A 12,685-nucleotide genomic window follows, 5' to 3' on the forward strand; every position below is an offset into this window, starting at 1 on the left:
CGTCTGTACCTGTTGGCTGGGCACCCCCTGCCCTCGCCTGCGGCTCTTGGCTGCACGTCTGGTTGCTTGCGAGACACCTGTGCGCCGTCTGTTCGGACGGCCTGCACACGTCGTCTGGTCCGCTCTGTGGGTTCGTGCGTGCAGCCGTCTGGTGATACCGTTTGGTTCTCGCACAACAATCAAGCGTCTGGTCCGGTCAACGCGCGCAGCGTCAGGTTCTCAAACCAAACACCTTTTGTTCGTCCAGCCGTTCTGGTTATACATACGTTGTCCTGCCTCAAGTACCCTGGAACACTTCATCGTCAGGTGTTGAGAATTCAACGGGCATAAAAAAGGCCGTCCATTGGACGGCCTATCGTGCAACCAAAAATTGTTAGTTGTCAGATCCCACCTTCACCACGCTTGATGCGGTCCGGTGAATTCTCAGATAACGCAAGCAACTCCGCGTTTAGCACTGCTCGTTGAATAATCGATTTAATGCCCGATCTGTTTGCAACATCACCGGGGGTTTTCCCCTTGGCATTTAATGCAGAGGGATTGGCACCAGCATGAAGCAGAACCCCAATTACTTCCTCACCATTTGCCCCATATGCTGCCATATGTAAAACAGTGTCACCATCATTGTTGACTGCATTAACGTCAGCCCCAAGGGCGATTAGGGACGCCACTGGATTAACTTCATTAGCGCACCACTCACTTGCGCTAATGAAGTGATGCATTAGAAGCGTTTCGCCGTCTTTGTTTCTTGCATTGACATCCGCACCCGCATGAACAAGCAATTTAATAGCATCAGTTTCGACATCACCCCAAAGATGGAAGATTGGCGTAAGACCAGAATGATCCATTGCGTTAATGTTTGCGCCAGCTTCAAGTAGAGCCTTAACTGTTTCCACTGTCCGTGCCGACACCAAGGGTGTCCTCCCTTCGTGATCAATGCAATTCACATCAGCACCACGGCGAGCAAGTTCTCTTATTAGATACGGCTTATCATAGCTCACTGCGTAATGCATCAATTTCATCCCAAGCACACGACCATCAGCGTTAAGATTATCGACTTCGCCGCGATCAATACTTGTCAAAAGTTCGTCAAACCTATTTTCAACCATAAGTTGAAAAGCATTTACTTTCAAAGGACACCTCCACCGTCCAGTTCCATCCCAGTCTATCAAAAAACCCGCCGAAGCGGGTTTCGTTTTTCTATTACATTCGCCGCCGCATTCGCACCGGTTCTGCGTCCAGGCTTGCTGTGACTTCACTCATGATTTTTGCATTGGTCTGAGTGTTCAACGCCTCGGTCAAACGGTCCCGTAGGGAAAAATCGTCTGCGAGTTCCGCTGGCACTTGTCCATCTTTAGTACGCGCTGTTGCGTCGGCTCCTGCTTGTAGAATTTTCTCAGTCACTTGCGGCAAGCTGTACGCCGCTGCGACATGCAAGGCGTTGTACCCCTCGTGGTCTGTGGCGTTGACATCCGCACCCATTTTCAAAAGCTCGTTTACGCACCCGAACGAATTCTTGACGATGGCTAAGTGCAACGGTCGAACACCATGTTTTTCGTTCTCAATATTGATGTCCGCGCCCGCATTGATAAGCTCACTCAGGACAAACGCTTGCCCTTTGTACGCAGCAATATGCATCATTGAGTTGCCTTGTTCGTTGAGCGCATTAAGATTGACAATACCATCAAGCGCCAACCGAAACTCATCCGCCGACTTTTCGTCACCATTATTCTTTTCAAGATTTCCAGCCGCTTTCGCAAGCCGCTGGTAGTTCTCATCATTGAAATTCATATTTTTTCCCCTGTGTGGGTGGATATATACATAGCAACACACGCGCTTAATTTGTCAAGGCCAATATTTGACAATACAGCAAATTGTGATTGAGTAAGACGTGCATCAACAGGGGAACAACATGAATATTAAAGATGAAATGCTCTCGATCATTCTTACGCTCAACAAACGCAAACGGCACAGCGTCCCAAAATACGCGCGTCCCACAATATTGGGTTTGTTTGGCGGGGTGTGCGCGTACTGCGGGGATGTGATCAACGCGGAAAAGAAAAACGCGTGGGGCGTCACCCACGCTATACCTGTGGCTTTGGGTGGGGAGGTTTCCATGGACAACTGGATCCCCTCGTGCATACCGTGCATCCAAAAATTTGGGAATTCCGATTGCCTGTCCGCGTTGACAACGAACACCACAAGGATGGATCCCACGTGGCAAAGCAAGTTGGAGCGCATACGCGACAAAGGGTTGCTTAGAAGCCGCAACCATCTCACTCATTTGTCACCAAAAACCGACATGGAGCATGTTCAAAAAGCCATTGCGGCGCGATGGACCCAGGAGCGCTGCACGGTGTTTGTTACGGTGTTGCCAACGCATGTCGTGTTGGCGTTGACCGCACGCAGTGGCTCACCCCAACGTGTGGGTGAGATGTCATCGCTTCTTCTGTTTGGATTTAAGGCTCAACGGTCGGATGTCACAGGTCCATACACCGCTACGGCCACCAAAGCTGGGTTGAACCTGTTTGTTGTCCCCCGCGCGCGGCTCATCGATGTCACCATGGCGTTGACGGAGGAAAACTGCTGGTTAAGAGAGGTCCGTGTTTCCATTACCCCCAACCATGAAGACCGGTCAGTGTGGCGTTCGTTTTGGTTTCGCTCGTACGTGACACTCAAATCAAACTGGACGCGTCGTGTGTACGGAGAAGTGCAAGCGCCCTGGTACGTGCGCAATTCGTTGTCGATGACGCCCGGTGCGGTACGCAGGCGGCGGCACTACCTGAAAAAGAAAGCCAGTGTGTTGGAAGGATTGCAATACGATTCACACGTGAGAGATTTGCGCATGGCCGCAGGACAACCGGTGGAGAACTGGGATGATCGGGTGAAACGTTTGGAACACGAACTGAATTTGCAAATCAAACTGTCGTAACACATCCAAACAAAAAGGACCGATCTTTCGGTCCTTTTTTATATGTGCAACATGATGTTATCTCTCAGACAGCCAGACCCAGGGCAAACGCGACCAGCGCAAGACAGAGGATGGAGGCGGCGTGCAACTGGACTTGTGTTTGACGTTCAAAGCGCTTTAAGCGTTGCTGTGCAGATGTCTTCATTTTGCTTGCTCCTGAATGGATACGGGCGTTTCATAGGTCATGGGATCGTTTTCTTCAACACAGAAGACATAGAAGACTCCGTAGATGTTGAAAGCGATGGCTGCGTACAACGCTGCGCGCAAAGTGTAGTAGGTTAATGCGCTTTGTCCGTATTTTTTTTCATAGCGTAATTTCATAGCGGTTCCTTTTTAAGTTTTTAATGTTCGGATCAATCAGTTGATAGAAGCGGTGTACTTGTCGTACGTGGTCATGTCGATGGATTTGACATACTCCTGAACATAGGGTGGAAGACAACCTTTGAACAATTGGAAGATCGTTGTTCCAGTGTAGTCATCGCGTTGGCCGGTGCGGCGGTTGATGCTGCGGTTCATCAGTGTGGTGACGGATGCATACCCGTCGCGCACCAGCACTTCAATAATTGTGTTGTACACACCAGCCAGTTGATCGTCGTTTGTCAGCAGAGCTTTGCGGTACAAGCAGCAGGCCAAGTGGATGGGAGTGGCGTCGCAGGTGGTGGCTCTGCTGTTGGTCAGCGCGGTCAATTGTGCGGCGTCCACGCGTCCATCTTTTTCGCGGAAGTTGGTTAAGACGATAGAACGAACGGCTTTTAAGTTGGCGGTTTCGACGGCGTGGAAAAGTTGGGTTGATAAGTTCATGCAATGCTCCGTGAATGGATTGGTGATTAGCGGCGTTTGGATTTGTCTCTCAATTTTTTGATCAAGCGAATTTCACGTTTGATTTTTCTGCTATCACGTTTGATTTTATTACTGAAAACTTTGCTTGTGTTGCTCATAAGAAGTCCTGAATGGTGTGGTTAGCGGGCCTTGCTTGCGGCAATAGCGGCGTCGGCTTTGTCGTACATGCTGCTCGATGACGACACCGAGTTGAACAACCCGCCAATCAAAGTGCAGACCAACCAACCGACAAGGACGACACCGATTGCAACGGCTGTGAATTTTAAGGTGGTGGCGTTGATGATTTGTTCCATTGTTATTCCCCTTTAGAATTGAATTGTGAATTAGATTGCACAGATGCGGTTTAAAATATTGCAGATCGTGATGTGCATGACGGCTGCGGTGGTAAGTGTAGCGATAATCATTTTGAAACCCCTTTCTCTTTGTATGTATTGATCATACGAAATATAATTAACATGTCAATAGATTTAATTGACATTTTTTATCAAAAGTGTTAGTTATCTCACATTATTTGAAATTGAAATCTCAGAATGAAAAAAAGAGCCAATTAAGGCTCTTTAATATTTCAATGAAACACCACTTCTGACTCAAATTCCATTAAGAGAATTGGAATACAGACGCCAAATGATGAAAGCACCGGTAAAAAAATTTCCATGGAGATGGGCGCGTAAGGTATACACAAGTTGACGATCAATAAAATGATAGACATTGCCAGGGCAACACATGCCACGCCCATGAGATAGATGAGTATTTTCTTCATGCAGCCTCCGTCATTTCGGGCATAGCGTTGAGTCTTTTGGCGGTTTCAAGAATGTCAGCCAAGTCATGGGTTGCGACTTCCGATGCGTCCACCCAATGGAATGTCAGGTAATACTCGGCGGACAGATCCCCTTCCCATCCGCGTAAGAAATCTGAGTCACTGTTGGATTTGGCGCGGATGATGGCTTCGCGCACCACTCCTTCGCGAGTCCACAGTTGCGCGCTGTCTGTCAATTCGACAAATCCGTTTTCTTGCAATTGAGATAAGATGGATTTCATACAACCCCCGTTTTTTGATTGAGATACCTTCACTCAAACACGGATCACAACATTGTCAATAGCATTGATTGATATTATTTACAGCATATAAGCGCTTTGAATTGGGGATAAAATCCCAATAAAAAAAGCCCGCCGAAGCGGGCTTACTCTTGTGCTGTTACATCTTTCTGGTGCGTTGCTTTTCTGGTGGTTGATCGCAAACTGCGCTGAGTATGCGCAACCGTTGGACCTCACCGTCGATCAACTCGATCAAATCGGGCCGTGCGGTGTGTAGCGCGATGTCCTGGCACGACATTCCATAATGGGTGCGCAGACGTGTATTGGCCCCCAATTCCAACAGCAAGCGGATTATGTCTTTTGTGGCCGATGGGTTGGTCTTTAACGACGTGCTGCACCACAAAGCGAAGTGAAGTGGTGTTTCGCCGCGCAGATTGCAAACGTTGACATCCCAACCATTCGCCACAAGATTTTTAATGGCGTTGTGATCATGGCGGATGATGGCGTTGTGCAAGTCGGTACACCCGAATGCATCGTACGACGGAGTTACCATTTGATGGACTCCGAGGACCAGTGATCGCGGCTCAGCGCGTACAGTTCGTAGATGCTTGGGTTTTCGTAAAACGCTGCTTCCTCCATTTCCGTAGACAACAAGCGTTCTTCAAGCTGTTCCCAGGCATCAATGGCTGCAACCCGGCTGCATTCATCCGCCATGATCTTGTAAGGTTGATCAGCCCATCCCTCACCGTTCCATACGAATGCATCAAAGACGTGGTAACCCGCTAGCGTCTGACACCATTCAAAGCGGACGGAAGCATTGTCTTCGTTGCAAATGAGGTTTGTGTGGTTGATGTAAAAAATATTCATGTTGCCCCCGAAGTATGTGTGTGATGTATTCACACAATCATGGAAGGCAATATTGTCAAGCTCTATTTTTGGAGAAAGAAAAAGCCCGCCGAAGCGGGCTTAACCAATGCGTTTGCAGCAGGACTTACAGATCGCCGTAGGTGGGCTTACCCTCAGCGGTGAGTTTTGCGCCCGCTTCGCTGGCTTCAAAGTTCCTGAGGACTTCGGGCTTGGGACCCTTGCCACCGTAATAGAACGGCGTCTTCTTACCGTCGTGCAGGAAGCGGTTGTTGGCGCGCTGTTCCTTGGGAACGGTGTTGCGCGGCTTGGAGCCAGCAGCCTTACCACCCTTCTTCACCGGCCCAAAGAAGTTGGCGACCTGGGCCTTCTGCCCATCGGTGAGATAAGCGGAGATGTTGGACAGGGTGTTCAACACTTCTTCAAGAGCGTCGCCAGCAGAGGCGCGGCGCGCGTCCTGGATGCGCTGACGATCCGCAGCCTGCTTTTCTTCCAGTGCCGCGAGGTCTTTGGCGAGCTTCTTTTCCAGCTCATCAGCTTCTTTCCAGGTAAAGGTCTTCTCGTTCATTTGGTGATCTTTTGTCTATTGGGCCGCAATTGGCAACCGGATCATATCTCATCAAATTTCCATTGCCAAGCTATTCCCCGACCTTTTTGCTGAAAAAAAAGCCACCCGAAGGTGGCCATTTCAGTCATTTCTTCTTAAGCCCAGGTGGGCGTCTGCGCCGTGTTGAGTTTGGCAGAGACCAACTGTTAACAACCTCATCGACGCGATGGTAAGCGGCATTCTGGCGTTCGTTGTCCTGTTCAATACGCGCCTTTTCATCTTGGCGCTCGGTGTCGAAGCTTGCAAGGAACTGTTCCACGCGTGCGGGGTCATTCCAGTTTGCAATCACTGCTTTCATCGCACTCATGATGCTTGAGCGGTCCAAAATGACATCCGTTGCAAGATCGCGTGTGACTTCACAGCGATGCTCCAAACTCCGCACTTTCCTTTGAAGTTCTTCCACTTCACGCGCCAGGTCATTGGCCCGCTGGATGGCGTCCAGCTCTAAGTTTAAACGCCGATGCTTCCGCCGTTCCTCAATCCGATCCTGCCGAATGCTTCGGTCCTCTTGTTGCCCCTGGGCAAACTGGATGTTGTTGTTGATCAAGTCACTGGTGGATTGATCGGCATCTTGGTAGATACGTCCTAAAGTTCTGAGCAAGTCCATAATTCCTCCTATTCATTGGATCCATTCACAGAAGCAGAAGATAGAACATTGTCAAGCCCACGCCGAGTCATCTAGCTCCTTTCTCCCGCTGGAGTCAAGCTCAATCGCAGCGGAATGGGGTGCAAATCCGCTCTGTCGCGCGTCCAATGAAAATTTACTGGCACACAGGTGTTGAAATGCATCACGTGAGCGGCGACAGCACCACGTTGGTCAGGTCATAGCCTGAGTCCTTTGCAATCCCGGTGAGGACCAGCACCAGATCCGCCTTGCGTTGCTCTTCGCGCTTTTTGTGGATCACCTGCTCCAACTCGGCAATGGACAGGTCGTTGATGTTCACCAATGCGACTGTGGGCAGTTCGTCACCGATCCCAAGAGCCTCAACGATGGACTGTAAGGCGTTGGGTTTGACACCTGGGCGATCAAAGCCGTCGTGGTAGTACCCTGCTTCACCAACCTCTGCAGCTTCAAGCAAAACGGTGTTGGGGATGCGAATGGCGGGGCGGTTGGGGTCAATAAACGAGCGCTTGTTGATCCACGTGGCCGGTCCTGTCTTCCAACGGGGTTTCAGTGAGAGTCGTGTTTCCATACTGGTGACCACCGCCCACACGCCTTCACTGTCGTTGACTCCCAGGCACAGCAGTGGGTGGATAACGCGAAGCTTGGTGTCCACGTTGTTGCGGTGAAGCGCATCAACGCAGGCGTACACAATTATTCCGGGTTTTAATTCTTCTCTTTTGAGCATAGATATTCCTCGATGAATGAAAAATCTCATCCAAGCAGAATTTCAAGGCGTGTCAAGAAAAAGCCCGCTTCCGCGGGCGTTTTACTTAGCACTGAACACTGTTTTGCAATTGGGAATATCTGCGCAGACAGATCTTAACGACTTGACTGCAAATGATCCCTGCCGACATCAAGCCAACCAATCCGATGTGCCACGCGTCCGCAACGCTCCACGCTGCATACGCGGCCAATCCAAACAGCACCAATTTTTGAAGCATTGAAGCCACATCAAACTGAGATGAGTTGTGGGCTTGGGATTTGTATTTGTACGGCATCACAAACGCTTGCACCAACGCCAAGCAGGCAATGGCAATATCCACGTCATTTCGGAACACCAGTGCGTTGTGCGTGATAACAACAAAGTACGCCATTTCTGCAAAGAAGCCCAAAATGAACGCACAAGCACATAATCGCTCATAAAAGATTTTCGACATTACCACCCCCGTTTTGATTGACATACATTCACTCAAACACAGAAGTCCACATTGTCAATAAGGCTGGCTGGAATTAAAAAACCACAAGCGCTTTTGAGTGGGAATAAAATCCCAATAAAAAAAGCCCGCCGAAGCGGGCTTACTTTGTTGCTTTTACATCTTTCGCTTCACGGGCTGTTGTTCGTCTTTGATGTCCAGGCTTTCCATCAACAGTTTGCGCTGGTGTTCTGCAAAGATCCGTGGTCCACGTTCAACGAGATCCCGCCAGACAAACTTGCGATCAATATGGGACTGCTGCATGTACTCATCTGGGGTTTTTCCGTAATAATCTGCGCTTTTTATTGTGGGGTCTGCGCCAAACTGGATGAGCATTTCTTGCATCCTCCGCGACTTCGCAAGATACAAAAGCTCGCTGTCTATTCTCAAATGACCGCGCATCATATGCTCAAGGAGAACTCTTGTGTAATCACACGTGTCCTCCCGAACAGAAAATTCAAGAAGTCCAAGATCATAACACCCATGCTGGTTGATGTTGGCGAAATTCGCAAGATCTTTGAACACTTCAAATTCCCCACAGTAATACGCAATCCAAAATGGATGCCGGTCCAACAGCTCTTCTTCCATCTCGCGGAATTGATAACTGCACGCGTTGATTTTGATGAGATACCGTGCAATATTGATTTTTCGCTTTAAAATGAGAGCAGATAAGAGTGGATATCCATTCTCCAACATGAGATTGGGATCGGCACCATGGTGCAAAAGAAGATCCGTCATCGCTGTGGATTGGGCGGAAAGAAGCGGACAAATCACGGTGTCATGCACTTGATTGGGGTTGGCCCCTGCTTTCAAAAGTGCGGTCGCAACATCCATGTTGTCGTTGAGTGCAGCGGCGCATAAGGCGGTGTTTCCATTGTCGTCCACGGCATGAAGGTTTGCTCCTGCGTCAATAAGCATCTGCACAAGATTGATGTCGCCGCCCAGGACTGCGGAATGCAAAGGCATTGTATGGGTCGCCTCGTACACCGTGGACTCAAATCTGAGGTCCAACGTGCTATTGGGATCCGCTCCACACTCAATGAGCACCTTAGCGAAATGGATTGCGCCATCTTTGACGCACTCATGCAGCAGGGTTGAATTCATCCGATGTTTTCTATCGCTCACAGTTCCACAAGACATATTGATGTCCGAACAGTGCGGAATGATCTGACTAAAATCCACCAAGCATCCACTGAGATACGCTTTCCGCAAGCAATACATACCAACAGAATCGCGCTCACTTTCGACAGATCGTTCTATCGCACGGATACTGTCTACAACTTGGCTGGATAAGGCATTCTCTGCAACATCCGGCTCCGTGATTAACTGTTCGACTTCCTTTGCACGCCATCGTGTTAAGAACTCCTTTGCGCGCAACACCATTTCTGACCAATGACTTTTCATGATAACAACCCCCGTTTTGATTGAGATATATTCAATCAACCACGGCTGGCAATATTGTCAAGCATAAAAAAAGCCCGCCGAAGCGGGCTTATCTCTTTTACATTTTACGTCGCTTTGTAGATTGTTGTTGCGACTCACCCAGTTCTTCCAAAAGTTTTCGTTGCGTGGCTGCGCTTTCCAACAAAGCTTTTGCTTCCCGCACCTCTTGTTCATCATCATTGTCCTCACAGGTCATATCAGCAGCCTGTTTTCCAGCCTTATTGCGCAATGATGGATCAGCGCCCGCATCAAGCAAATTTTGTATGCCTTGCAAATTCCCGAACGTCATGAGTTGATGAAGAGCCGTGCTGTCTGTTTCTTGAAACCTTGCGTTTAAATCTATGCTTAGATCAACCATCAACTGAACTGCGTCTCTGCGACTTGCGTTGAGCGCTATGAAGTTAGGATCGTACATATCAAGAGGATTGAGACCATGATTATTCACAATATCCAATGATGCGCCTGCCTTTACAAGAAAAGACACGTGTTCAATATCATCAAGATAGTGAAGAAGTGTACTACCATTTTTATCCTGGCCATTGACATCAAAGCCCGCAAGAACCAGATTTTCCAACAGCCGCAAGCCTTCATCATGGGCATTCAAATTGCCGAAATGATGCAGACGCAACAGGCCAATGTATTTTTCCGCTATGACATCCGGGTCAACACTGGCGTACATAATCTTCTCAATGTGCCGCTCACGAGGGCGCAACCCACTCTTTAAAAGCAGAGCTATACGATCACCACCGCGAGCCACATCAATAATATCAAGTCCATTCTTATTATCATCGTCATAGTCATAGTCATAGTCATAGTCATCCGCGCATCCATACCCATACCCATTTTTTGTCACGTGTGCGTTTACGCTCGCGCCAAGCTCAATAAGATCACTCATAATTTCTAGAATGCCCTCATTCTCATCGTCTTCCATCCACTTGGATGCTACAAAAGCAAGGGGCGTCATTTCTCTCTGCCACAGCGGGCCATTGACCGCAATAACTTCATTAACGTCGTGCGCCTCAAAGTAGCTACGCACTTGCGATCTATCCAATACTGCGCTGGGATTCTTGACTTTTAGAATTGCATAGACATCCAGATCTTGCTCCCCCTGGGAAATCGACGTATTAAGTTGTCTCATAGAAACCCCCGATTTGATTGAGATACCTTCACTCAAACACGGATGGCAATATTGTCAAGCATGTTGCCTTCCCATATTGACAAGCCAGGCAATTCATGGATGATGAGGATGCAATGGAAATAAAGGAACTTACTCACCCTTTATGGAATGTGCGCCGAGACGACCAACCGGATGAAAGTGAGCGTCTCCCAGCAGTCGAACGGCTGGCTCTGTTCACGACAGGGTGCAAATGGTTCTCTGGATCGGAGTATAAAAGGCGCTGTAAGCGCCTTTTACTTTGTTTGCCCTTATCTCAGTTGTCACATCTTTCGACGTTGAACGGAGTGCTGTTCTGTACTCAGCCCGGTGGCTTTATTAAGCAATCGGCGCTGACGTTTGATGGGTCGCTGGATCCAGCGCTGTTCATGTTCAATCAGCAATTCTTTGGCTTTGGGCGTCTTCGCATAGACGGACGCTCGGTGACCACTCCCGCTTTCAAGAGTTGGATCGGCCTTGCGTTGCAACAACCAATTTAAGCGCCGCGTTGCGTTGTTCAATGCCACGTAATGCAAGGCTGTGAATCCCAATTTGTCCTGAGCGTTCACATCCACACCCAGTTCAATAATTCTGTGCATCAAACCGCAGGAAATGTGTTCCATTGCCACATGATGAAGAAGGGTTTTACCGTTATTTGGAGATTTCTTATCCAATGGGTTGTAACCTGCATCCAGCACCGCATGAAACACAGACTCATTAAATGCAGCGTGCGTTAACACCCCATGTCCTGCTTGATCAATGGCGTTGACATCCGCTCCCGCGTCAAGAAGTACGCGAGTTAAATGGAGTGCGTCTGAATGACATCCTAAGTAGTGCATGTATTCAAATAGTGGTGTACGGCCTAGATCATTCCGTGCGTTCGGATCGGCTCCACGGCTGAGTAGGTACGTGCTGACCTCCGGCGAATTCATCATGTGCAAAGGTGTTGCACAACTATTGCTGCGCGCATCAATCTCTGCACCTGCGTCCAACAGTGCTTTCGCGCACGGTACGTTCAACGTCGTGTGCAATGGTGTTTGGCCCTTGCTCCCTTTCGCGTTGACATCCGCCCCACCCTCAATCAACGCCTGGACACATGCGGCGTCGTCCACGAGATGCAATGGAGTCGAACCGTGCCGATTTCTGGCGTTGGGGTCCAATCCCAAACTCAGTAGGTACTCAACAACCCCAGGGTGACCAACGTTGTGCAAAGCGGTGTTCCCATCGTCGGTTGCGAATGGGTCGGCCCCACACTCAATCAAGCCCCGCGCATGATCCGCACTGTTGGCGCACACACTGAGCAGAAGATCCTTGGCGTTGATTGAGGGTGCATTGTTGTAAATCTGGTGGACCCCCATACTGTTCCCACAGAGCTTGAGGATATGGGCTGCGCCCTCCTGGGCGTCTTTGTAGTTCTCATCGGAATAGATCAAGTCTTCTGGGATCCGCCACGTGTCACCCATCACGCACAATCTCATCAGCAGTCCATGCACATCGAGCATTGTTGTGTAGGGAGCAAGCAAAGCGGCGGCATCATCGCTGCGCACCGTGTAAAACGCCGGAATGCCAATGTTGGGGTCCACACCAGTGTTCAACGCCGCGCGCACAAGACGAACATCGCTTGAATATCGCACCACGTATTGAGCAAGCTCCCACTCCCCTTCGTGGAGCATGATTTGGCCTATGAGTTGTTGATCGCTTAGCGTCGAACTCAATGCAACGAGGTCGGACAGACACTTTTTCAGTTCGTCCGCATACATATCATGCACATGACCATAATCCATAGAGACCCCGCAATTGATTGAGATGCCTTCACTCAAACAGGGATGGCAATATTGTCAAGCTCAAAGTAAAAGCCCGCAGAAGCGGGCTTCTTGTTACCTTAAACCCATTAACCCATCCGATTTAAACACTGGCG

At 49.2% G+C, this 12,685-nt stretch carries 17 protein-coding genes; 1 reads left to right on the forward strand and 16 read right to left on the reverse strand.

All coding sequences use genetic code 11. The features are described 5' to 3' along the window. Positions 1-380: 380 nt before the first annotated feature. Both H4O10_RS10910 and H4O10_RS10915 read right to left on the reverse strand, forming a co-directional pair. Positions 381-1,130 carry an ankyrin repeat domain-containing protein gene (locus H4O10_RS10910; RefSeq protein WP_143570037.1) on the reverse strand — a complete coding sequence of 250 codons (750 nt, stop codon included), beginning with the start codon at positions 1,128-1,130 and terminating at the stop codon, positions 381-383. A gap of 70 nt (positions 1,131-1,200) precedes the next feature. Next, complete coding sequence (locus H4O10_RS10915) at positions 1,201-1,788, reverse strand: ankyrin repeat domain-containing protein (RefSeq protein ID WP_158490958.1); 588 nt, start codon at positions 1,786-1,788, stop codon at positions 1,201-1,203. Between the two features lie 121 nt (positions 1,789-1,909). Here H4O10_RS10915 and H4O10_RS10920 point away from each other — a divergent pair, with 121 nt between their 5' ends. After that, positions 1,910-2,929: an HNH endonuclease signature motif containing protein gene (locus H4O10_RS10920; protein WP_182681024.1), complete on the forward strand. Its 1,020-nt coding sequence runs from the start codon at positions 1,910-1,912 to the stop codon at positions 2,927-2,929. A gap of 180 nt (positions 2,930-3,109) precedes the next feature. Here the strand turns inward: H4O10_RS10920 and H4O10_RS10925 are convergent, their stop codons facing one another. The 14 genes from H4O10_RS10925 to H4O10_RS10990 all read right to left on the reverse strand — a co-directional run bounded on the left by H4O10_RS10925 (position 3,110) and on the right by H4O10_RS10990 (position 12,527). Next, entirely contained in the window at positions 3,110-3,289 is a 180-nt protein-coding gene (locus H4O10_RS10925) for a hypothetical protein (protein WP_182681025.1), read from the reverse strand. Between the two features lie 36 nt (positions 3,290-3,325). Continuing rightward, a complete protein-coding gene (locus tag H4O10_RS10930; RefSeq protein ID WP_088470199.1) occupies positions 3,326-3,769 on the reverse strand; it encodes a hypothetical protein in 444 nt (147 codons plus the stop codon). Between the two features lie 158 nt (positions 3,770-3,927). Continuing rightward, positions 3,928-4,101 (reverse strand): hypothetical protein, encoded by a 174-nt coding sequence (locus H4O10_RS10935; RefSeq protein WP_158490959.1) that lies wholly within the window; start codon positions 4,099-4,101, stop codon positions 3,928-3,930. Between the two features lie 272 nt (positions 4,102-4,373). Further along, complete coding sequence (locus tag H4O10_RS10940; protein ID WP_099476141.1) at positions 4,374-4,568, reverse strand: hypothetical protein; 195 nt, start codon at positions 4,566-4,568, stop codon at positions 4,374-4,376. Then, positions 4,565-4,846: a hypothetical protein gene (locus tag H4O10_RS10945; RefSeq protein ID WP_088470201.1), complete on the reverse strand. Its 282-nt coding sequence runs from the start codon at positions 4,844-4,846 to the stop codon at positions 4,565-4,567. Before H4O10_RS10945 ends, H4O10_RS10940 begins: the two co-directional genes overlap by 4 nt. Positions 4,847-5,003: 157 nt before the next feature. Then, positions 5,004-5,396, reverse strand: coding sequence for an ankyrin repeat domain-containing protein (locus H4O10_RS10950; RefSeq protein ID WP_088470202.1), 393 nt, complete (start codon positions 5,394-5,396; stop codon positions 5,004-5,006). Next, positions 5,390-5,710 (reverse strand): hypothetical protein, encoded by a 321-nt coding sequence (locus tag H4O10_RS10955; protein ID WP_182681026.1) that lies wholly within the window; start codon positions 5,708-5,710, stop codon positions 5,390-5,392. The genes H4O10_RS10950 and H4O10_RS10955 overlap by 7 nt, the downstream gene beginning before the upstream one ends. A gap of 124 nt (positions 5,711-5,834) precedes the next feature. Further along, positions 5,835-6,275, reverse strand: a complete 441-nt coding sequence (locus tag H4O10_RS10960) for a hypothetical protein (protein ID WP_088470203.1) — start codon at positions 6,273-6,275, stop codon at positions 5,835-5,837. Positions 6,276-6,399: 124 nt separating this feature from the next. Further along, positions 6,400-6,921, reverse strand: a complete 522-nt coding sequence (locus H4O10_RS10965) for a hypothetical protein (protein WP_182681027.1) — start codon at positions 6,919-6,921, stop codon at positions 6,400-6,402. Positions 6,922-7,102: 181 nt separating this feature from the next. After that, entirely contained in the window at positions 7,103-7,663 is a 561-nt protein-coding gene (locus H4O10_RS10970; RefSeq protein WP_182681028.1) for a hypothetical protein, read from the reverse strand. 85 nt (positions 7,664-7,748) lie between these two features. Then, the gene (locus tag H4O10_RS10975) at positions 7,749-8,159 is read right to left on the reverse strand and encodes a hypothetical protein (protein WP_182681029.1); all 411 of its coding nucleotides are present in this window, start codon (positions 8,157-8,159) and stop codon (positions 7,749-7,751) included. 129 nt (positions 8,160-8,288) lie between these two features. Beyond that, positions 8,289-9,575 carry an ankyrin repeat domain-containing protein gene (locus H4O10_RS10980; RefSeq protein WP_182681030.1) on the reverse strand — a complete coding sequence of 429 codons (1,287 nt, stop codon included), beginning with the start codon at positions 9,573-9,575 and terminating at the stop codon, positions 8,289-8,291. A 97-nt stretch (positions 9,576-9,672) separates the two neighbouring features. After that, positions 9,673-10,752, reverse strand: a complete 1,080-nt coding sequence (locus H4O10_RS10985) for a hypothetical protein (RefSeq protein WP_182681031.1) — start codon at positions 10,750-10,752, stop codon at positions 9,673-9,675. A gap of 299 nt (positions 10,753-11,051) precedes the next feature. Further along, the gene (locus H4O10_RS10990; RefSeq protein ID WP_242876484.1) at positions 11,052-12,527 is read right to left on the reverse strand and encodes an ankyrin repeat domain-containing protein; all 1,476 of its coding nucleotides are present in this window, start codon (positions 12,525-12,527) and stop codon (positions 11,052-11,054) included. Between the last annotated feature and the right edge of the window lie 158 nt (positions 12,528-12,685).

Source organism: Stenotrophomonas sp. I18B00994 (genome assembly GCF_014145825.1).
Classification (GTDB): domain Bacteria; phylum Pseudomonadota; class Gammaproteobacteria; order Xanthomonadales; family Xanthomonadaceae; genus Stenotrophomonas; species Stenotrophomonas maltophilia.

Coding starts and splice junctions, on each gene's coding strand:
- H4O10_RS10960 (WP_088470203.1), bottom strand. CDS start 6,275: ATGAACGAGAAGACCTTTACCTGGAAAGAAGCTGATGAGCTGGAAAAG.
- H4O10_RS10980 (WP_182681030.1), bottom strand. CDS start 9,575: ATGAAAAGTCATTGGTCAGAAATGGTGTTGCGCGCAAAGGAGTTCTTA.
- H4O10_RS10950 (WP_088470202.1), bottom strand. CDS start 5,396: ATGGTAACTCCGTCGTACGATGCATTCGGGTGTACCGACTTGCACAAC.
- H4O10_RS10930 (WP_088470199.1), bottom strand. CDS start 3,769: ATGAACTTATCAACCCAACTTTTCCACGCCGTCGAAACCGCCAACTTA.
- H4O10_RS10975 (WP_182681029.1), bottom strand. CDS start 8,159: ATGTCAATCAAAACGGGGGTGGTAATGTCGAAAATCTTTTATGAGCGA.
- H4O10_RS10920 (WP_182681024.1), top strand. CDS start 1,910: ATGAATATTAAAGATGAAATGCTCTCGATCATTCTTACGCTCAACAAA.
- H4O10_RS10940 (WP_099476141.1), bottom strand. CDS start 4,568: ATGAAGAAAATACTCATCTATCTCATGGGCGTGGCATGTGTTGCCCTG.
- H4O10_RS10985 (WP_182681031.1), bottom strand. CDS start 10,752: ATGAGACAACTTAATACGTCGATTTCCCAGGGGGAGCAAGATCTGGAT.
- H4O10_RS10955 (WP_182681026.1), bottom strand. CDS start 5,710: ATGAATATTTTTTACATCAACCACACAAACCTCATTTGCAACGAAGAC.
- H4O10_RS10935 (WP_158490959.1), bottom strand. CDS start 4,101: ATGGAACAAATCATCAACGCCACCACCTTAAAATTCACAGCCGTTGCA.
- H4O10_RS10915 (WP_158490958.1), bottom strand. CDS start 1,788: ATGAATTTCAATGATGAGAACTACCAGCGGCTTGCGAAAGCGGCTGGA.
- H4O10_RS10970 (WP_182681028.1), bottom strand. CDS start 7,663: ATGCTCAAAAGAGAAGAATTAAAACCCGGAATAATTGTGTACGCCTGC.
- H4O10_RS10945 (WP_088470201.1), bottom strand. CDS start 4,846: ATGAAATCCATCTTATCTCAATTGCAAGAAAACGGATTTGTCGAATTG.
- H4O10_RS10990 (WP_242876484.1), bottom strand. CDS start 12,527: ATGTATGCGGACGAACTGAAAAAGTGTCTGTCCGACCTCGTTGCATTG.
- H4O10_RS10925 (WP_182681025.1), bottom strand. CDS start 3,289: ATGAAATTACGCTATGAAAAAAAATACGGACAAAGCGCATTAACCTAC.
- H4O10_RS10965 (WP_182681027.1), bottom strand. CDS start 6,921: ATGGACTTGCTCAGAACTTTAGGACGTATCTACCAAGATGCCGATCAA.